The organism is Marinomonas mediterranea MMB-1, assembly GCF_000192865.1.
Lineage (GTDB): Bacteria > Pseudomonadota > Gammaproteobacteria > Pseudomonadales > Marinomonadaceae > Marinomonas > Marinomonas mediterranea.
Window position 1 is genome coordinate 2,825,492 of record NC_015276.1, and the last position, 19,159, is coordinate 2,844,650.

Annotated in this window: 18 protein-coding genes and 1 tRNA gene; 10 read left to right on the forward strand and 9 right to left on the reverse strand. The window is 43.4% G+C overall.

Annotation, left to right across the window (positions count from 1 at the left end; translation table 11 throughout):
* Positions 1–9 precede the first annotated feature (9 nt).
* Positions 10–864, reverse strand: coding sequence for a flagellar motor stator protein MotA (gene motA, locus MARME_RS12855; protein ID WP_013661693.1), 855 nt, complete (start codon positions 862–864; stop codon positions 10–12).
* Between the two features lie 126 nt (positions 865–990).
* Here motA and MARME_RS12860 point away from each other — a divergent pair, with 126 nt between their 5' ends.
* Positions 991–2,460 carry an HDOD domain-containing protein gene (locus tag MARME_RS12860; RefSeq protein WP_013661694.1) on the forward strand — a complete coding sequence of 490 codons (1,470 nt, stop codon included), beginning with the start codon at positions 991–993 and terminating at the stop codon, positions 2,458–2,460.
* Positions 2,461–2,498: 38 nt separating this feature from the next.
* A complete protein-coding gene (gene asd / locus MARME_RS12865; RefSeq protein ID WP_013661695.1) occupies positions 2,499–3,356 on the forward strand; it encodes an archaetidylserine decarboxylase in 858 nt (285 codons plus the stop codon).
* 135 nt (positions 3,357–3,491) lie between these two features.
* Here the strand turns inward: asd and MARME_RS12870 are convergent, their stop codons facing one another.
* The 3 genes from MARME_RS12870 to rlmKL form a co-directional block, all read right to left on the reverse strand.
* Positions 3,492–3,752: a hypothetical protein gene (locus tag MARME_RS12870; RefSeq protein WP_013661696.1), complete on the reverse strand. Its 261-nt coding sequence runs from the start codon at positions 3,750–3,752 to the stop codon at positions 3,492–3,494.
* A gap of 109 nt (positions 3,753–3,861) precedes the next feature.
* Positions 3,862–4,719, reverse strand: a complete 858-nt coding sequence (purU, locus tag MARME_RS12875; RefSeq protein WP_013661697.1) for a formyltetrahydrofolate deformylase — start codon at positions 4,717–4,719, stop codon at positions 3,862–3,864.
* Positions 4,720–4,836: 117 nt separating this feature from the next.
* Positions 4,837–7,002 carry a bifunctional 23S rRNA (guanine(2069)-N(7))-methyltransferase RlmK/23S rRNA (guanine(2445)-N(2))-methyltransferase RlmL gene (gene rlmKL / locus MARME_RS12880; protein WP_013661698.1) on the reverse strand — a complete coding sequence of 722 codons (2,166 nt, stop codon included), beginning with the start codon at positions 7,000–7,002 and terminating at the stop codon, positions 4,837–4,839.
* 122 nt (positions 7,003–7,124) lie between these two features.
* Between rlmKL and rmf the strand changes: the two genes are divergently transcribed.
* Positions 7,125–7,334, forward strand: a complete 210-nt coding sequence (gene rmf, locus MARME_RS12885) for a ribosome modulation factor (RefSeq protein WP_013661699.1) — start codon at positions 7,125–7,127, stop codon at positions 7,332–7,334.
* A 72-nt stretch (positions 7,335–7,406) separates the two neighbouring features.
* Here rmf and MARME_RS12890 read toward each other — a convergent pair whose 3' ends face one another.
* Together MARME_RS12890 and MARME_RS12895 are read right to left on the reverse strand one after the other, a co-directional pair.
* A complete protein-coding gene (locus MARME_RS12890) occupies positions 7,407–8,441 on the reverse strand; it encodes a quinone-dependent dihydroorotate dehydrogenase (RefSeq protein ID WP_013661700.1) in 1,035 nt (344 codons plus the stop codon).
* A 45-nt stretch (positions 8,442–8,486) separates the two neighbouring features.
* Entirely contained in the window at positions 8,487–8,708 is a 222-nt protein-coding gene (locus MARME_RS12895) for a DUF2835 domain-containing protein (RefSeq protein ID WP_013661701.1), read from the reverse strand.
* 127 nt (positions 8,709–8,835) lie between these two features.
* Between MARME_RS12895 and MARME_RS12900 the strand changes: the two genes are divergently transcribed.
* The 7 genes from MARME_RS12900 to MARME_RS12930 are packed head-to-tail and all read left to right on the forward strand — an operon-like array spanning position 8,836 to position 16,720.
* Positions 8,836–9,804, forward strand: a complete 969-nt coding sequence (locus tag MARME_RS12900; RefSeq protein WP_013661702.1) for an AAA family ATPase — start codon at positions 8,836–8,838, stop codon at positions 9,802–9,804.
* On the forward strand, positions 9,805–10,719 hold the full coding sequence (locus MARME_RS21520) for a DUF58 domain-containing protein (protein ID WP_013661703.1): 915 nt from the start codon (positions 9,805–9,807) through the stop codon (positions 10,717–10,719).
* A gap of 4 nt (positions 10,720–10,723) precedes the next feature.
* Positions 10,724–11,182, forward strand: a complete 459-nt coding sequence (locus MARME_RS12910; RefSeq protein WP_013661704.1) for a DUF4381 domain-containing protein — start codon at positions 10,724–10,726, stop codon at positions 11,180–11,182.
* Entirely contained in the window at positions 11,175–12,188 is a 1,014-nt protein-coding gene (locus tag MARME_RS12915) for a VWA domain-containing protein (protein WP_013661705.1), read from the forward strand. Before MARME_RS12910 ends, MARME_RS12915 begins: the two co-directional genes overlap by 8 nt.
* The gene (locus tag MARME_RS21525) at positions 12,185–13,918 is read left to right on the forward strand and encodes a VWA domain-containing protein (RefSeq protein WP_013661706.1); all 1,734 of its coding nucleotides are present in this window, start codon (positions 12,185–12,187) and stop codon (positions 13,916–13,918) included. Before MARME_RS12915 ends, MARME_RS21525 begins: the two co-directional genes overlap by 4 nt.
* Positions 13,912–15,759, forward strand: a complete 1,848-nt coding sequence (locus tag MARME_RS12925; RefSeq protein ID WP_013661707.1) for a BatD family protein — start codon at positions 13,912–13,914, stop codon at positions 15,757–15,759. Before MARME_RS21525 ends, MARME_RS12925 begins: the two co-directional genes overlap by 7 nt.
* A gap of 43 nt (positions 15,760–15,802) precedes the next feature.
* The gene (locus tag MARME_RS12930; protein WP_013661708.1) at positions 15,803–16,720 is read left to right on the forward strand and encodes a Dyp-type peroxidase; all 918 of its coding nucleotides are present in this window, start codon (positions 15,803–15,805) and stop codon (positions 16,718–16,720) included.
* A gap of 76 nt (positions 16,721–16,796) precedes the next feature.
* Here MARME_RS12930 and MARME_RS12935 read toward each other — a convergent pair whose 3' ends face one another.
* The 3 genes from MARME_RS12935 to MARME_RS12945 all read right to left on the reverse strand — a co-directional run bounded on the left by MARME_RS12935 (position 16,797) and on the right by MARME_RS12945 (position 19,074).
* Positions 16,797–18,638, reverse strand: a complete 1,842-nt coding sequence (locus tag MARME_RS12935; RefSeq protein WP_013661709.1) for a SurA N-terminal domain-containing protein — start codon at positions 18,636–18,638, stop codon at positions 16,797–16,799.
* Between the two features lie 78 nt (positions 18,639–18,716).
* Positions 18,717–18,793: transfer RNA gene (locus MARME_RS12940), tRNA-Asp, on the reverse strand.
* An 8-nt stretch (positions 18,794–18,801) separates the two neighbouring features.
* Entirely contained in the window at positions 18,802–19,074 is a 273-nt protein-coding gene (locus tag MARME_RS12945; protein ID WP_013661710.1) for an HU family DNA-binding protein, read from the reverse strand.
* Between the last annotated feature and the right edge of the window lie 85 nt (positions 19,075–19,159).

The window sequence follows — 19,159 nt, forward strand, 5'->3', positions numbered from 1 at the left end:
GCGACTCCGTTAACGATATTGCTTAATATCTTCTGATAGCTCGAGAAAACTGGGTCGCATTTCAGGAGGTAATAGCTTACGACCTGTTTCTACTGCAACCGCTGGAGGATGACCTGATACAATGGAGATCACTGCCGCCTTAACACACATATAAGCTTTCAACTCATGTTGACCGAGTGCCTCCAGATGCGCCGATGCCGGACCAACAAAACCGTAAGCAAAGAAAATCCCTAAAAACGTACCAACAAGTGCCGCCGCGACGTGAGTGCCGATCTCTTCCATCGACCCGCCAATAGAGCCCATCGTAATCACGATCCCCAAAACAGCCGCAACAATACCAAAACCCGGAAGCGCTTCCGCAACGCGATTAACAGCGTGAGCAGGTTTCTCTAGTTCCTCACTAATTTGCTCAATCTCTTCGTCAATCAGCGCCTCCAATTCATGGGAAGGCAGCCCCGTTAACGTATAAATTCGGAAATTATCGGTTAAAAAGTAAATGAGATGCTCATCATTCAGAACATCCGGGAATCGCTGAAAGACATTGCTCTCGAACGGAAGCTCGATATCATTCTCAATGGCGAGAAAGCCCTCTAAGCGACTCTTTTGAAATAACGAATAGAGTGCACCGAGAAGCTGCTTATAAAACTCCTTTTTGTGGCGGCTTCCCAAAAAAATCTGAGGGATCATTTTAAACACACGAATTTGAAGCGTAAGACTATTCGCAATCATAAAGGCGCCGAGTGCCGCACCACAAATGATGAGCACTTCAAATGGCTGCCACAAAGCAATAATATTGCCGTGAGAAGCAAGATACCCTGTCACAACGCTAACAATGACTACTAATATACCTAGCAGTGCAAACATATTTCATTCCTTAAATTCACACAGTGTATGCTCTGTGCGAAATATACAGTATGATTAATAAAATCAAGGATTTCACATTCAATACAGCGGGAGTTTTCCCTTAGGGTTTAAATGTAACGAGCTATGATGAACAAGTCACCCTTTAACCTTGAAGAATGGCTAATTTTTTTAAAGGACAAGAAGTTTCCCGTCGAAGCGAGCAATCTTGCCAGATTAAAAAATCAAATAAAATCGCCTTATGAAACCCTAGACAGAATGCGCTCAAACATCGCATCTGAGCCTCTGCTCGCGTTCGCTATTCTCAATGAAGCGAACAAGGTAGTACCGAACAAACGTTCCGATATCAAGACCCCCAATCATGCAGCCTCCATGATTGGTATGAGTGGCATCGAACGCGTCCTAGACCAACTTGAACCCTATGAATACTCGCGCAAAAACCCGGAGCAGAACAGCTTCTTAAAAGAAATTCAGGTCAGTTACGAAGCTGCCGCTATTGCTAAACGATGGGCAATCGAAAAAAACATTAGCCACATTGACGATGTTTTTTGGGTGACATTTTTCAGGAACGCCGTTAGATGGCTTCTATGGTTTCACGCTAATGAGCAAATGACTGAAATCACACATCAATTAAAGAAGGGGATTTCTGCCACTCAAGCGGAACTAGAACACCTCGGATGTCGTATTGATGAGTTAACAGTGAAAATGATGCAATATTGGAACGCACCTGAGATTGTGATCAATTCCTTTTTAACGAAGCACATACCGTCTGCAAAAGAGTTACAAAGCTTAGCAAACTTAACAAAACACGCAGATCAAATACCGGGGTTTTCCGAAGACAAACGCCTCACCATTCTCGCAAATGGGCATTTAATATTGTCCTATTGCGCATCAAAAGTGGCCCAAGAAGCGGATGTTCTAGGATGGGGAAGCAAGCAGCTTGTGTTTTTTTATCGAGTCATTGCTGCCGTATTACATGACAAACTCGGAAAAGTCATTCAAGCGACGCATTATGGCGCGGTGGAAGCAGCCGCCGAATTTATAAGCGACGCAAAACCACCTTTAGCTAGACAGCTTCTGTCACCACTTCTGTATACAAAGACAAGCCAAGTCAGAGCAACCAAAAAAAGCGACATCACACCCGAACAACAGTTGCGAAAAGCACTTGAAGCGCCAGGATTGAGCAATAAACAAAAAGCTGCGCTGGTGTTGAAAGTTATCAGGGTAAACATCAGCTCTGCTCAGCACACAATTATTTTCAAGTATTCTGAAAGCAAAGGAGCTCTGTCTCCCATTCTTCAATATGGCTACGACATTGAAGTCATAAAAGCGATAAAGTGGAATAACCCTTCAACCACCTTCGACCGCTTAAAACAGAAAAGAACCGCTGTATTGCTGTCGGATAAAAAGCTTCAACAAGTATTAAAGACACTGCCCGATACCTCAGACCAAATAGTCGATGACAATGGCAACCTTATACTCGCCTCGACACCAGTCTCAGAAGGTGAACACCACATCTATTGGCTTGAGACACGAAAAGCGTTCAGTGAGAACGACTATAAAATAGTGAAACAACTTCTCACTATCGTCAGCCAATAATCCAAAATCAATAACATTACTTACACAGGAAGTCTTTCGTGAATAAAGACCAGTTATTTGCCCTAGCCCAACACGTAACACCTCAAAAAGCTCTGTCCAGATTTGTTGGAAGGATCGCAGAATGCGAAAACAACTGGGTTAAAGAAACATTCATTGGCCAATTTGTTAAAAAATACAATGTCGATATGAGCGAGGCAATCAATGAAGACCCTTTCTCATACCGAAATTTCAATGACTTTTTCACTAGAGCCATTAAACCTGAACTACGTCCTATTACAAATACTGAAAACAGTATTGCCTGCCCTGCTGACGGTGCGATAAGCCAACTAGGTGATATCGAATATGGAACCATTTATCAGGCAAAAGGACATAATTACAGCCTCACCGCCCTACTTGGTGGCGACTCAGAACTGTCTACCCAGTTTCTTGGCGGGAAATTCGCAACCGTATATCTCTCTCCCAAAGACTATCACCGAGTCCATATGCCTCTGGACGGCAAACTAAAAAAAATGATCCACGTTCCTGGAAAGCTATTTTCAGTTAACAAGGTAACAGCGGAACAAATTCCTAGCGTCTTTGCTCGCAACGAACGCACAGTCTGCATCTTTGATACAAAAGCAGGTCCGATGGCCGTTATATTGGTTGGCGCCATGATTGTAGCAAGCATCGAGACTGTGTGGGTAGGACAAACAACCCCCTTTAGCAAACACGTCACCACTTGGGATTATGAGAAACTAAACGACGTCGAGCTCAAGAAAGGCGACGAGCTAGGACGATTTAAACTCGGTTCCACGGCAATCGTCTTGTTTGGGAAAGACGCTATAAACTGGGAAGAAACACTCGAAGCCGACACTCCAACTAAAATGGGCATGCTATTTGGCACAACCAACTCATAGAAAAAGCATTTAAAACCATAACCTAACAGAAATAAAAAAGCCGCTAAACTAGCGGCTTTTTTATTTTATTCTGCACTTTTCATCCAACCAACGACCGAATGAGCACCACAAACATTTGATATCACTTCTTTTACATCAATGCCTTATTGCTTGTGCTGAATCGGGAGACCTCATTCGCCTCCTATGCTCCATAAACTCATCAGTGAGACAGTATGAGCCGTCTTTTTGATGTAAAAGCGCTCCGCGATTCACAAGCGCCTCTAATGTTTTAGGTAAAACCTTTTGCCGTCGATCCCCTTTGACAAAGAAAAACTGTTCATCCAACTGAATCAGCTCATAGCCTGACTCTAAGAACCCAACACAGAGGTTTTGGGTTGGCGTCAATTTAAGTTTCATTATCTGACCCTCAATCGCCTTTAAGTTCTATGATCTAACTATAGACAATAATTGGAATAACAAAACTTTATTAACGCCAAAATTAACGTCTTATAACATCAAGTGCGTTTTATTCAGAAAAAACAACCGTTTTATTTCCGTGCACCAACACACGATCTTCAAGGTGATATCGAAGCCCTCGAGACAAAACTAATTTTTCTATATCTTTACCCAGTCGAACCATATCGGCAGCAGTATGACTGTGTCGAACTCGAATAACATCTTGCTCAATGATAGGGCCAGCATCCAGGTCAGCGGTCACATAATGACACGTCGCACCAATAAGCTTCACCCCACGCACTGCCGCTTGATGGTATGGCTTCGCACCAATAAACGAAGGTAAAAAGCTGTGATGTATATTGATAACGCGGTGACGGTACTTTTCACAAAGGTACTCTGGAAAAATCTGCATATAACGCGCCAACACAATCGTATCCGCTTCAGAGTCATCAATGCACTTCTCTATCGCTTGAAAAGCGGGCATCTTATCTTCTTTTGGAACCTGAATGCAGTGATAAGGTACTTTATACCATTCAACCATAGAACGAAGTTCTTCATGATTGGCAATCACACCGACGATGTCACAACTCAATTCACCCGTGTGCCAACGGTGTAGTATGTCATTCAAACAGTGCGACTCTTTTGTCGCCAACAACATCACTTTTGGACGATCTGCACTGTCGTTAACATACCAAGTCATATCAAACTGATCTGCTATCGGAGCAAACTGCTCTCGAAACTCCTCAACACTAATATTTAACGATTCTGCATCAATCACATGACGCATAAAAAACCATTTTTGCTCAGGATCAGTGTGGTGACTCGCCTCAACAATTGAGCCCTGTCGCTCATTCAGAAACTGACTTACTGCGGCAACAATACCGACACGATCAGGGCAACTAATAACTAAACGATAGTGATTTTTCATAAGACACTTAATACTTTAAACTTAATAACATAAACAATTTCGATGTAAGATACCTGGGCTCAAACCAGTCAAGGTATCTCTACAACAGCCAGAACGACGCTACAATAGCTAGGAAATTTAACCGCGTTTTTGAAACACCCAACATTGGTGAATTCGGTTATTCCTCTGAAAGTCTGGGTCTAACGTCTGCGCCGTAATATCTTTAACAACGTAACGCTCAGATAACTCTGAATCCAAAACAAAACGTCGGTAGTTATTTGAGAATACTAACTGGCCCCCATCAGAAAGGCGAGCCATTGCGAGGTCAATCAACTCAACATGATCCCGCTGAATATCCAGCACATTAGACATTTTCTTAGAATTTGAGAAGGTAGGCGGATCCATAAAGATAAAGTCAAATTCATTCGTCGACTTTCTTAACCATTCAAAACAATCCGCTCGTACAACGCCGTGATCACGGTCGGAAAATTCATTTAATTCAATATTACGACGCGCCCAGTCCACATACGTATTTGACATATCAACACTTAAAGTCGACCTTGCACCACCTTGACCAGCATGCACAGAAGCAGAGGCGGTATAGCAAAATAAATTCAAAAAGCGAACGCCATTGGCATTGTCTTGAATGTATTTCCTAACAGGGCGATGATCTAAAAACAGCCCCGTATCTAAGTAATCTTTTAGATTAACAATAAAATCACAGCCATGCTCTTGCACTATCATTTCATGTTGAGAGGTTGCAACCTTTTCGTACTGCTGCTTACCACTTTGACGCTGGCGGTGCTTAACAACGACGTTTGTCTCAGGGATGTTTAGAGCGCTCGGTATGGCTGTCACAATCTCCATTAATCTTACTCGCGCTTTTTCTTCATCAACGCTTTTTGGCGCTTGATATTCCTGAACGTGAGCCCAATCATCGTACATATCAATTGCAACCGCGTACTCAGGCATGTCTGCATCATAGACCCGATAACAGCTTACTTTATCGGCAGCTAACCACTTTTTAAACTTCTTCACATTCTTCTGAAGTCGGTTAGCAAACATCTGAGCACCTTGACTCATAACAGCCTGCTGCCTATCACCCCGCTTAATGCTACCCTCAACAACAGGGAATAGATAAAAACGACACTCCAAACCGCCATTCAATATCCGAGTGTGTTTTTCTGGTCTAATTGGAACTTGTCTTGCAAGCTGGTCGTTACTTGTCAGTAATGCACAAACGCCACCTAAAGCATTCTCCGTCACCCAATAACCCAGCTGCGAGTACAATGAAATCAGCGCCATCTCATCACCAAGCCTCTCCCCATAAGGAGGGTTTACAATGACCAATGGCGTACTGCCCTGCCAGCTAAAGTCGTGCTCCTGAAACGCACTTAAAGAAACCTCAACAATCCCCGTTAAGCCGGCTCGCTTAATGTTTTCACGGGCGGCAGCGATTGCTTTCTGCTCTCGATCGGTACCTTGAAAGGTAACGGTCAAATCGTCCACAGAAACTCGCTCGTTTTTGGCGAAATCCTGCAACTGCTGCCAAAGACGATGATCATGTTGCTTCCAACCTTTAAAGCCCCAATATTGACGACGCAAACCCGGCGCAATATTCAATGAGATCAGCGCAGCCTCAACTAAAAATGTGCCTGACCCACACATAGGATCGACTAGTTGAGAAAATTGACTGTTCTTAGACCATCCCGCACGCAACAACATGCCGGCTGCCAAATTTTCTTTTAGTGGTGCCATGCCGCCCTGTTGACGATAACCGCGCTTATGCAGACTATCGCCAGACAGGTCCAAACTGACCGTAACCTTCTCGCGCTTCACCCGAACAGCAATACGAACGTCCGGTTGCTGCTTCTCTACGTTTGGGCGTTGTCCTGATTTTTCCACGAAGTAATCCGCAATCGCATCTTTCGTTTTCAGTGCACCAAATTGAGTATTGCGAATCTCTTTGTTAGTACCGTGACAATCAATGGCAATAGTACTGTGAACAGATAGGTGATCAGACCATTCGATGCTTTTCACACCTTGATATAGGTCATCCGCCGAATCCATATTAAAATGCGTAAGGGGCAACATTACTCGTGTCGCCACCCGAGACCACAAACACGCTAAATAAATACCTCTTAAGTCACACGTTAATTTAACCTGCGCCTCACCTAAACGAGTATTTGTTAAGCCTAATTCGTGTAATTCATTCTCTAAAACGTTCTCCAAACCAATTGGACACGTAAGTTCTATAGAGAAAGTAGCGCTTGCATCTAATTGATCATTCATGTTTTCTGTCATTTTTATTACTTTTTAGTTAATTTTTTTACTCTTTATAGAGCAAAGTGTTTTTAGACAAGTCGCTTTTTCTAGTCTATTCGTTAAAGCTCGACGACGAAAAACTAAATGAGAGGAAAACTCCTATGAAGAAACAGAAAAGAGATCTTCATCAACGTGCATATGTTAAAGGCTACAGAGCAGGCATGGCTGGACGCTCCAAAGCCCTCAGCGAACGTTGTCACACTCAAGCCCGACAAGACTGGTTAACAGGCTGGCGTGAAGGACGTGAAGATATGTGGAACGGATTAACCCCTGTTGATGGCACCTATAAAGCTGCCAGTTTCTCTCAGTAACCTCTTCTTTTATCTTTCTAAGTAGAACCGAATATACTAAAAGGGCCAACTTCAAAGTTGGCCCTTTTAGCTCTAGCGGCTCACTTCTCTTAAATACGCGTCTGTACTTGTGATGGCTTCGCGTACTAGCTCCGGCCCTTTGTATATGAACCCAGAATAAATTTGAACCAATTTTGCACCCGCTTCCAATTTTTCGACCGCATCTTTGCCGCTTAAAATGCCGCCCACACCAATAACGGGAAGCTCATCCTTTAAATAGTCAGATAGGATACGAACAACGTGAGTTGACTGTTCGCGTACTGGGGCACCACTTAGCCCACCCGCTTCCTCTTCATGACGATGTCCTTTTACAGCATCACGCGAGAGTGTCGTATTCGTTGCGATAATACCATCTACGTTTTGCTCGACTAGCGTATCCGCAACCAATTTAATTTCATCATCCGTCATATCTGGCGCAATCTTAACGGCTAAAGGAACGTTTTTTCCATACTCTTCAAAGTATCGCTTCTTAGCTTCTACAAGTGGTGAGATTAGCTCTGCTAAACTTTCACCAAATTGAAGAGAACGCAGGCCTGGCGTATTTGGAGAGCTAATATTTGCCGTAATATAATCGGCATAGGGAATCACTTCCTCTAGACACTTGAGGTAGTCGCTCGCAGCATCGTCAACAGACGTCGTCAAGTTCTTACCGATATTAATGCCTAATATGCCTTTATACCCGTGCTTTTTAACTCGAGAGACTAGATGTTCAACACCCTTATTATTAAAACCCATTCGGTTTATAACAGCGTCGTGCTCTGGCAACCTAAAGAGACGAGGTTTAGGGTTTCCGCTTTGTCCTTTCGGCGTCACTGTACCCACTTCCACAAAACCGAAACCAAGCGCACCAAGCGCCTCAAAAGCATCTGCGTTTTTATCTAGGCCTGCAGCAAGACCAACTGCATTGGGAAATCTCAACCCCATCACATCAATAGGAGAAGAATGAGGGACTTTTGGAAACAAACCGCTTAACCCGAGACGCCCCGACGCACCAAGAAGATCTAAAGACAGCTCATGAGAGACTTCAGGATCCAATTTAAAAAGAAGAGATCTGGCGAGATCGTACATTAATAAAGACCTTTTAAAATAATTAAGTTGTTCTTATGTGTATGGCTAACTAATTTTATTAATTCCAATTAACTTCTTGTTTTCGTCAAATTCAACTTCAAAAGAACCGTATAATCCATGATGCGTAACAAATTTTTGAAACGCTATAAGCGGTAATTGCACCTTTCTACCATCACGGCTGTGTGCAACTAAATTCTTCACTGTCCCTTTGTACATTTCTTTGTATTTGAAAGCAGATAAATTGACATCTATTACAATTCTTGCCATTTCCGTTCCTAAACAAAATTAGATATAACATCGGCGTAGCGTTATACACCGATTGATTTGCGTAATATTGCCCTTATTATATGTTCAAAGTCTTATTTTTAATAGAAGTATAAGGAAGTTAGGTTAGATGATTGACACCTTAAACCAACTAAAAGAGCATCTAAACCAATCCATCCTCGGTCAAGAGGAGCTAACTCGCGACCTGCTTATCGCGCTCGTTGCTAATGGCCACATTTTGTTGGAAGGCCCTCCTGGAATCGCGAAAACAACCGCAGCCAAGTCACTCTCAAAGTCGATGAATGCCCGTTTCCAACGTATCCAGTTCACTCCCGACCTATTACCAGGGGACGTCACAGGCTCTGATGTATTTCAACAAGACACAGGGCAATTTTCTTTTTCCCCCGGCCCATTGATGAACGAAGTTGTCTTGGCCGATGAAATAAACAGAGCACCTGCAAAAGTTCAATCAGCCCTACTTGAAGCGATGGGAGAACGTCAGCTTACCGTAGGCGGAAAAACGTACGCCCTTCCGGATTTATTTTTTGTTATCGCAACACAAAATCCGATAGAACAAGAAGGTACTTACCCGCTGCCAGAAGCTCAACTGGATCGGTTTTTAATGAAGCTGATCATTGACTACCCATCAAAAGAAACGGAGCTGGCCGTCATGCGCCTAGTTCGCCAACAAGATAGCGGTGAAACAGAGCAATCTTCGCAGACAAATATTGTTAACCCTGACGATATTATGAACTTGCAAAATGAGGCGCTGTCTCTCTATATGGCAGAGTCGGTAGAGCAATATATTGTCGAGCTGGTTATGGCCACCCGATTCCCGTCAAAATACATAGATGAAGTAAGTGACGACCAGCAGCTTATTGAATTTGGCGCCAGCCCAAGAGCAACAATTGCACTAGATCGATGCGCAAGAGCAAATGCACTCATCGCGGGCAGAGATTTTGTTACGCCCGACGATGTTCGACAGATCGCAGTTCAAGTGCTTCGTCACCGGATCGTGCCATCATTCGAAGCCGAAACAAATAACTTCAGCAGCGACGACATCATCAAACTTATTTTAGCCAAAGTCCCCGTTATTTAAATGCTACAACGAATACAGCGCCCCGAGCAGCCAGAACTCAATAGCACATCAATTCAAGAATTGATGTGCTTAGCCGCCTCTTTAAAAAAACAAAAAGCAAACCGTATGAAGTCTCGTTCTGAACACGGCGAACATAAAGTGAGATTAAAGGGTCATGGCCTTGAGCTAAAGGAATTGAGAGCTTACCAACCGTCGGACGAGCCACGACACATTGATTGGCGAGTATCAGCAAGAACAGGCGAGCCGCATACAAGAGTATTCGAGGAAGAAAAAGAACACAGTCACGTATTGATTACGGATTTATCTCAAAACGCCTATTTCGGCACAAGAGACACCTTTATTTCCACCCGATACGCGCAATTAGGCGCACTCATTGGTGGAAGAATAAAGCACCTTGGCGACAGGTTTGGCTATATTTATCAGTATGGAAATGAAAGGCATGCAAACTTAACGACAAAAAACTGGCAGAGGTTCCAAACATTGCTAGTCGACATGTCACGATTAGAACAACGTACAAAGCACACGACTGACGAGGTGAATATCTTAGATAAAACCTCGACCAAACTGCGTTCTAACAACATTATTATCCTGACAGACAAAGTTTCATTAAGCCCTACGGACAAAGAATATTTCAAACGATTAGCCAAGAAAAATCAGCTCACTTGGATTGTGATAGAAGACTCGAACGCTGCGCAGCTACCAAAAGGCACTTACACCTTTATGACCTCAATGGGAAAATTAACGCGACATATCTCTCCCGCTCATGAAAACACAATCGACAACCAATACCAGCTAAATAAACTAAGGCTACAAAAAGACCTAATATCCTTAGGCGTGAGATTTCTAAGCTATGACTTAAAAGAGTCTCCATTGTCTATCGTAAACTCATTGCTTCGTCACGGATGCTTAAGGTAATCAGATGGAACTTGAACTGCCAAACAAAGCCTACATGTTACCCGAAGCCATTCCAAACTGGCCACCAGTTTGGTGGTTCTGGCTTATTCTATTATTCATTTTGGGAACAGCGCTTTATGTCACTTACAGAATCGGAAAACGATATAAAAAAAGGGGCTACAGACGCCAAGCAATACATATTTTAAAGACTGAATTTAAACAGAAGAATTCGGCAGCGAAAGTGATTCTATGTCATGAACTAATCAAACGCTCTTTACTATCAGCAGGTCGTCCTGAGTTAGCCTCTCTCGCAATGACAGAGCTTATTCCTCACCTCGACAAAACGCAGAAAAAACACACCTTTTTAGCTCTTGGTGACTTCTTTGTTTTAGCGCCATACGCGCCAAAAATAGACATCACGGAAAATCAACTTTCCTCATTGTACACAACGACTATGCATTGGATACGCACACACCATGATTGAATTCGAATGGCCTTGGATGTTACTCGCTTTGCCAATTCCGCTGCTTATCATCGCGTTTAAAAAATACGGTACGATGGAAAAAGAGAGTAACCAAACAACATATTGGTGGAGCAGCCATGCCCTACCCAGCAGCACAGCATCAACACCCTCACCTGAGGGCTGGTTCAAAACGAGCAACATACTGTTAATGTTTGCATGGATCAGCTTGGTCGTTGCAATTGCACGCCCTATTTGGGTCGGCTCTCCGACTCAAATCACACCGTCTGGAAGGGATTTATTTGTTGCGCTCGACCTATCTGGCAGCATGCAAATTTCTGATATGTATTATCAAAGTCGGCCAGTCAATCGGCTCGTTATTTCCAAGCATGTATTATCCGACTTTATAGAGAAACGAAAAGGAGACCGGATAGGCGTTATTGTGTTCGGCACAAAAGCCTACCTTCAAGCACCACTCAGCTTCGACACTAAAACGGTCCGACAGCTAATACAGGAGACTCAAATTGGATTCGCAGGTGAAAAAACCGCGATTGGTGACGCCATTGGGCTAGGCATTAAGCAGCTTTCGGAACTGCCATCGGATAAAAAAGTTCTTATTTTAATGACCGATGGCGCTAACACAGCAGGTAGAGTAAGCCCCCTTCAGGCTGCAAACTTCGCTGCTGAACAAGGTGTAACCATACACACTATCGGTATTGGCGCCGACGAAATGGAAGTACAAGGCTTTTTTGGCCCTCAAACCGTTAACCCATCAGAAGATCTTGACGAAGCTCTACTAGAAAACGTCGCTAGCTTGACTGGCGGAAAGTATTACCGCGCCAAAAGTACGTCCGACTTAGAAGAAATATACGGGGATATAAACAACATTGAACCAACGCCCTCTGAAGAAATGTGGCAAAGACCAAAAGACTCTCTCTTCATTTGGTTTGCAATTCTATCTGGACTGCTTACGCTAGGAACAATAGTCAACAAGGGCAACGTGATACTTCGATGGAGGACAAAAAAATGACACTCCTAGACACCCTCCACTTTGCTCGCCCTCTTTGGCTGATCGCAATCCCCTTCATTCTTGTGTGTGCGACTGTCTTTCGAATCAAGCATTCGTCAGAAGACATTGAGCGTATGGTTGATTCAAACTTACTCCCTTACCTTCAAGTAAAAAACGATCGAACACTGGTGAGCTGGCTTGCCCCCTTCGCCTTCATATCGCTGTCTATAGCCTTGGCTGGCATAAGCTTTACTAAGGACATCAAGCCACTTTTTTCGATCGATGATAAAACGATTTTAATCGTCGACCAGTCGCTTTCTATGTACGCTACGGACATTAAACCCAATCGCCAAACCAAAGTAAGACAGCGAATAAGAGACTTACTTGATTCATCAGAAGGAGGACAATTCGCACTCGTTGCATACGCTGGCGACGCGTTTGTCATCAGTCCGTTTACTGACGATAAAAAGACGATAGAACACTTTACCTTGGCGCTAGATCCATTGATCATGCCGATCTATGGCAGCAATACGATTAAAGCGACACAGGTAGCACTTGAATTGCTATCTCCGACAGATCAAGCAAATATCATTTTCTTTTTAGACGACCTTAGTAACCAAGAGGCTGACTATCTAAAAAACACACTTAGCAACTCACGTCTCAATGCCTCTTTTATTTACATCGGTGACAACACTGGCGCCCCTATTCTTTTACCAAATGGCGAATCGCTAAAGCACAAAGGTAAGGTCATCATCCCAACCGTACCGATAGAGCGTATCAACAACCTAGCTTCATCCATTGGCGCGAAATCAATATCGATCTCTGAAGACGGTCAAGCGTTAAAATCAACACTGATTTCAAGATCGGCTCAACAACCCAATAACGAAGAGAGCAACATCTCTGGAGAGATCTGGACAGAATCCAGTCATTGGTTCGCTTTGCCTTTTTTGTTTTACTTACTCTACTTATTTAGAAACATGGGAATTGCAATATTGCTTATCGCCGTGCTTTCCACTCCAAACATCAGTCAAGCCACCATTTGGGACGTGTTTAAAACACCTGACCAAAAAGGACAAGCAGCAGTAGAAATGGGCGACTGGGAAACAGCAAAGTCACTGTTTATAGATCCAAGCTGGAAAGCGGCGGCAGAATACGCAACGGGAGATTACGAAAAGGCGGCACAATTATTAAGCGGCAAACCGCTAAGCCCTAAAGAGAACTACAACTTGGGAAATGCCCTTGCTCAAAGTGGAGACATTGAAAACGCGATCTCTGCCTATAAAGAATCCCTGAAACAAACTCCAGATTTCAAAGAAGCTCAACAAAATTTAGACTATCTTCTAAAACAGCAACAGCAACAGCAACAGCAACAGCAACAGCAACAGCAACAGCAACAGCAACAGCAACAGCAACAGCAACAGCAACAGCAACAGCAACAGCAACAGCAACAGCAACAAGAGTCTAATTCATCGCAAAGTGATGACAAAAACCAAGATGATTCTAAAGAAAACAATCAAAACAATGACTCAAACCCACAAGACAAATCTCAAAAACAGCGCGATAATAAAAAAGAAAAAGAGCACAACGAAAACACAAGTAAATCCAAAGAGAAAAGTCAGGCATTGAATCAATGGTTAAGACAAATTCAAGACGACCCGGGAACGTTGCTTCAACGCAAACTTTGGTATCTGCACGAACAAAGAAGAAATGAAAACATTAGCGCTCAAGAGGATGGCAATAAACCATGGTAGTATTTGCCCACAACGTAATGACAGCAATGACTAAACACCTACAACAAACTGTGGCATTTATACTTTTTATCGCTTTCTTGTTGCTTACCCCCATTACTGCGCTGGCCGATAGCGTGGTCGCTTCTGTTGACCGAAACATTGTTACTGAAAACCAACCGTTCAAATTAACATTGCGCGCTGATTTTGCACAAACAGGACAAGGGCCAGATTTATCCGCCCTTAAACGCGACTTTAAAATTCTAGGAAAAAGCCAAAACAGCCAATTCAGCTTCAATCTGGGAACAAGCAGAGCCTTGAGTTACTGGGTCGTTAATCTAATGCCTAAGTCCGTTGGCACCTTTGAAATTCCACCCGTTTCTATCGGCGACCACAAATCAAATAGGTTAATGGTTGAAGTAAAGCCCTCTCCACAATTACTTGATCAGCATGGCAATCCGCCCGTTATGATTAGTATGGATGTGTCTGATATATCGCCTTACGTTCAAGAACAAACCCTAATCAATGTAAAAATCTATACGTCAGTGCAACTGGAAAATGCTGACGTATCTGTACCCGCCAGCCCTGATTTAACCGTAGAAAGACTTCTTGACGATCAACGCAAGTATGAAAATGTTAACGGCAGCTCCTATGAGGTATTAACCCGCACCTACTTAGCCTTTCCTCAACGAAGTGGCATTGTGCGCATACCAGCCCAATCTATTCACGCTATGGTTGCCACTAATTCTGGTCGCAGGATGGTCAGTGTACAAAGCACTCCAATCGACCTAAAAGTACAATCGATTCCAGCCAGCTATCCAGTTGACAACTGGCTAGTAGCAAAGTCCGTTGCCATTGAATCGTCTCTCACACCTTCGCAAGAAACAACGGCAATTGGCGACACTCTAGTATGGGATATTGAAATTAGAGCAAAAGGCGCACTACCTGAACAACTGCCTCAGCTTGCCTACCCAAGTACAGCTCGTTACAAACTTTACCCCTCTCCAAGCAAATTAGACAGCCGAAAAACCAGTGAGGGTTTAGAAGGTAGCGAAACAATTCGCATCGAGGTGGTTCCAACTCAAGCAGGTAACCTTACCCTCCCCGAAATCCAGATCCCCTATTGGAATAGCCTTACCAATTCTTATGAAATCGCGCGAAAAACACTGCCCTCCATCGACGTTGCAGATATTGATGGAAGTGTGATAGAACAAAGCAAAACATCTCAAGAGCAAACTGAAAACTCCAGCAACAATCAAAATAATGCCAACAACATTGCCCCACAAAGCCAATCCGTTGCTCCGATCTCATTGGCTAAACGTAAAAAGAACACTCCAGAACCTACAAGCGATGCTCCTTTGGTCGACTTAGTTATACAAGATTCAAAAGACGACAAGTCCAGTTGGGCAATCTGGACTGCCATTGGCTTTATCTCTCTCTCATCCATCTTATTATTCATATGGTACCGACGTGCAAAGCACTCCCAACCATCCGATAAGGTCGATGAGGTGCCAACATTGCAAAGCTTCGCTCCTCTAAGCACAAACACCGAAGACGATGCCTACCACAGCTTGATAAAATGCTGCAAACAAGATGATTTAGCGAACCTAAGAAACAACTTACTTGAATGGGCGCGCCATCGTTGGGGCGATGCAGAAGTAAAAGGAATTGAAGACATCAAACGGCTTACTGGGTCCCCTAAAATAACCCAGCTTCTGATGGAAGCTGAACTAGTTATGTACTCCAACCAGCCAATCACTCAGTGGAGCGGCCATAGCCTTGCCGACGCCATAGAAGAATATCGAACAGGGGTTACCAAACCCAGCCAGGCTAGCCAACTTAAAACTCTATATCCAAATTTTTAATTGTTAGTTTTTAGCAACTAGCAAGCCACTATAGGAAACAACCATGCCTATTCATAGTCAATCTGGAGTATGCGCAGAAGCGTCAAGCGACGCGACATTCGTATCTCTAAACATCGTATCCGGCAAAGAAAACATCGCTCTTAAAGCCTTAGAGCACTTTCTAGAAACCGTCGAGAAGAAACAAAGCCAGTTCGCAGGCACCCACCTTTTCGCCACTATTGGCTTTTCTATCTATGCTTGGAACCAACTCTTTACTCAAACCAAACCAAAATACTTAGAAGAGTTCCCTTCTTTTAAGGGTAAATATATTGAGGTTGGCCCGGAACACATTGATATATGCGTACATATACGCTCAATTAGGAAAGACGCGACGTTCTCGTTAACCCAAGCCATTGTCGATCTATTCGGAAACAGTGTCGAAATAGTATCGCAGACAGATTGCTTTAAATATTTAGACAATCGAGACTTAACCGGCTTCGTTGACGGTACCGAAAACCCTCAAGGAGAAAGCCGAGCACAAACCGCACTCATCCAAGACGAAGACCCAGAATATCGAAGCGGGTCATACTTAAACGTAATGAAGTTTGTTCACAACCTCCCCAAATGGGAAACGCTGTCTACCACGGAACAAGAGCAAGTATACGGACGCACTAAAGAGGATGATATTGAATTCCCAGCCGCAGAAAAAAGTGTTCACGCACACACCAAACGAGCCTCAATAAAAGACCAAAATGGCAAATCACTGGAGATCCTACGTCAAAGCATGCCTTTCGGAAACTTAACTGAAAAAGGTTTGATGTTCGCGAGCTACGTCAGAAAACCCGAAATTTTCAATCAGATGCTTAAGAGTATGATCATTGGCGATGAAGACGGTCACTCTGATCACCTAATGCAATATACAGATGCCCGATATGGCAGCCTGTTTTTCGTTCCTTCAACCTCTTTTTTCAATCAGCTCTAATAACCTTCTAACAAAATCAGAAGCATAAAAAAAGGCGCTTAAATAAGCGCCTTTTTAATATCACAAATACGTCTAGTTACTGCTCAATTTCCGCAAGGTCTTTTACAAGCTCCAAATGAGAAGCCGAGTTTAACTGCGCCTGGTTCTGAGTAACAAACCGCGTGTAAGCGTCTGTTCTAGTAGAATCACTGTCACTCTCCCCTGCCACAACGTCTAACAGCTTAAGTGCGACAACATCACCATTCACTAGAGACTTAACCGCTGTCTGTACTGTCCCCTCTACAGGGTGAGGCATAGAAAACACCAAGGACGTGACTTCATCTTGGCCTCGTGGTGCTAATTCTACCTTCTCCCAGCCAGAATCTTGTGAAGCGTCAGCAAAAAGCTCTGCCGCTTTTTCTGAAATGATCGATTCAGCCTTTTCTTTGATTAACGTTGAAGCAATCTCAGTTTTAGCATCTTCGAAAGACAACGGCGACTCTGCTTTATGATCATCTACATGAATAACAACAATCTTATCATCACCTAGCTCAATCGGATCGCTGTTTTGACCATCTTGCTTAACCGAATCACTAAAGGCTGCACTAATCACCGTTGGCTCAGAAGTAATCACATCATTGCCACCAGACTGACCAAAATAGTCGCTCGTCTCAACGTCTAAACCATATTCATCCGCTAAAGGCGCTAGCTCATCGCTCGCATAAGCTAAATCCGCAATATTTTCTTGGGCATCCAACAAGGCGTCTTTTGCCTTACGAGCAGTGATATCAGCCGTCAACTGATCTCTTAACTCTTCCAATGTTGGTGCATCTGCCTTATCAATCGCATTTAGCTTAATAAGGTGAAGACCGTATTGCGTTTCAGCTTCTTGAATGTCTCCGACGTTCATAGCAAACAAAGCATCTTCGAAGCTTTCAAAAGACTCACCTAAAGCCCCTTTAGCAACAAAGCCTAACTCGCCTCCAACGTCTTTCGACCCAGGATCATCAGAGTACTCTTTTGCCAACGAAGCAAAACTATCGCCACTCGCCAACTTACTTTGAATCTCAGCAATAATGCTCTTCGCCTCATCTTCAGATCGGATGCTTGTATCAATCAATATGTGCGAAGCATCTCGCTCTTCCGTATCCAGACCAGCGATTTCTGTTTGATACGCGTTTTGAAGCTCTTGATCCGTTACTTTCACATTAGTTGCTAACGCATCTGTAGTAACAACAACGTAACTAATCTTCACTTGTTCAGGAGAAACAAAGTCTTGCTGATGATCATCATAGTAAGCTTGCAACTCACCATCGGTCACATCGGTTTGCTCAGTTTGATCCGCTAATGAGAATTGCACATATTCGTATGTACGTTTTTGATTTTGCAACTCAGAAATAGCGTTAACTTGGCTAGGTAATGCAAACTCTGATTCTGTAACAGCGGAGCGCAATTGACTTAATACGTAGCTTTCTTTGATACGCTCTTTATACGCTAACGGAGTAAACCCTAAACTGCGAATCGCATTCAAATACTTGTTCTGATCAAACACACCATCCGTTTGATATTGTTCTGCACTGACAAGCAAGCTGTCTATTTGAGCATCGGATACACCAAGCTCTAAACCGTCCGCTTGATTCTTCAAGACAGCAAGCTCAATCAAGCTATCCAACGCTCGTCTCTGAAGTAAATTCTCATCTAACAATGAAGGATCAATATTGTTCCCCATCATTGAGATAAGCTGTCGTCGCTGCGTATCTGCAGTTTGAAGAACCTGAGTACGTGTAATTTCTTTGCCGTCGACCTCAGCTACTGTCTCAGAAGAATTGAAACTTGTAACCAATGCATCAACCCCAAAAAGAGCGAAAGTCACAACAATGAAGCCTATGATGATTTTCACAATTAGGCTTTGCGACCGATCTCTAATATCTTGGAGCATTCTGCCTCCATTCTCAAATTTAAGTTATGTAAAACGAAAAAGGTGCATTCCGCGGGGAATACACCTTTTTGTATCTAATGGCGGAACAGACGGGACTCGAACCCGCGACCCCCTGCGTGACAGGCAGGTATTCTAACCAACTGAACTACTGCTCCTCAATGCCTTAGTTTACAGCGTCTTTTAGACCTTTACCTGCTTTAAAGCTAGGAACCTTAGCGGCTTTAATTTGGATCTCTGCACCTGTTTGAGGGTTGCGGCCAGTACGAGCCGCACGCTCTTTAACTTGGAAAGTTCCAAAACCAACTAAAGTAACCTGATCGCCTTTAACGAGTGCTTCTTCAATTGTTTTTAAAGTAGCATCTAAAGCATTACTTGCAGCAGCTTTAGAAAGATCAGCAGACGCGGCAATAGCATCAATCAATTCAGATTTGTTCACGTTGTACCCCTTCAGTATCTTCGTGGTTCCTTAGTATTATCATCGGCGCTAAAAAAAGCTTTCCGAGAAGTCGAGCATTTATACA

Excerpts from the sequence above, each read along its gene's own strand:
- motA (WP_013661693.1), bottom strand. The coding sequence starts at position 864 with ATGTTTGCACTGCTAGGTATATTAGTAGTCATTGTTAGCGTTGTGACA.
- MARME_RS12860 (WP_013661694.1), top strand. The coding sequence starts at position 991 with ATGAACAAGTCACCCTTTAACCTTGAAGAATGGCTAATTTTTTTAAAG.
- MARME_RS12870 (WP_013661696.1), bottom strand. The coding sequence starts at position 3,752 with ATGAAACTTAAATTGACGCCAACCCAAAACCTCTGTGTTGGGTTCTTA.
- purU (WP_013661697.1), bottom strand. The coding sequence starts at position 4,719 with ATGAAAAATCACTATCGTTTAGTTATTAGTTGCCCTGATCGTGTCGGT.
- rlmKL (WP_013661698.1), bottom strand. The coding sequence starts at position 7,002 with ATGACAGAAAACATGAATGATCAATTAGATGCAAGCGCTACTTTCTCT.
- rmf (WP_013661699.1), top strand. The coding sequence starts at position 7,125 with ATGAAGAAACAGAAAAGAGATCTTCATCAACGTGCATATGTTAAAGGC.
- MARME_RS12890 (WP_013661700.1), bottom strand. The coding sequence starts at position 8,441 with ATGTACGATCTCGCCAGATCTCTTCTTTTTAAATTGGATCCTGAAGTC.
- MARME_RS12895 (WP_013661701.1), bottom strand. The coding sequence starts at position 8,708 with ATGGCAAGAATTGTAATAGATGTCAATTTATCTGCTTTCAAATACAAA.
- MARME_RS12900 (WP_013661702.1), top strand. The coding sequence starts at position 8,836 with ATGATTGACACCTTAAACCAACTAAAAGAGCATCTAAACCAATCCATC.
- MARME_RS21520 (WP_013661703.1), top strand. The coding sequence starts at position 9,805 with ATGCTACAACGAATACAGCGCCCCGAGCAGCCAGAACTCAATAGCACA.
- MARME_RS12910 (WP_013661704.1), top strand. The coding sequence starts at position 10,724 with ATGGAACTTGAACTGCCAAACAAAGCCTACATGTTACCCGAAGCCATT.
- MARME_RS12915 (WP_013661705.1), top strand. The coding sequence starts at position 11,175 with ATGATTGAATTCGAATGGCCTTGGATGTTACTCGCTTTGCCAATTCCG.
- MARME_RS21525 (WP_013661706.1), top strand. The coding sequence starts at position 12,185 with ATGACACTCCTAGACACCCTCCACTTTGCTCGCCCTCTTTGGCTGATC.
- MARME_RS12925 (WP_013661707.1), top strand. The coding sequence starts at position 13,912 with ATGGTAGTATTTGCCCACAACGTAATGACAGCAATGACTAAACACCTA.
- MARME_RS12930 (WP_013661708.1), top strand. The coding sequence starts at position 15,803 with ATGCCTATTCATAGTCAATCTGGAGTATGCGCAGAAGCGTCAAGCGAC.
- MARME_RS12935 (WP_013661709.1), bottom strand. The coding sequence starts at position 18,638 with ATGCTCCAAGATATTAGAGATCGGTCGCAAAGCCTAATTGTGAAAATC.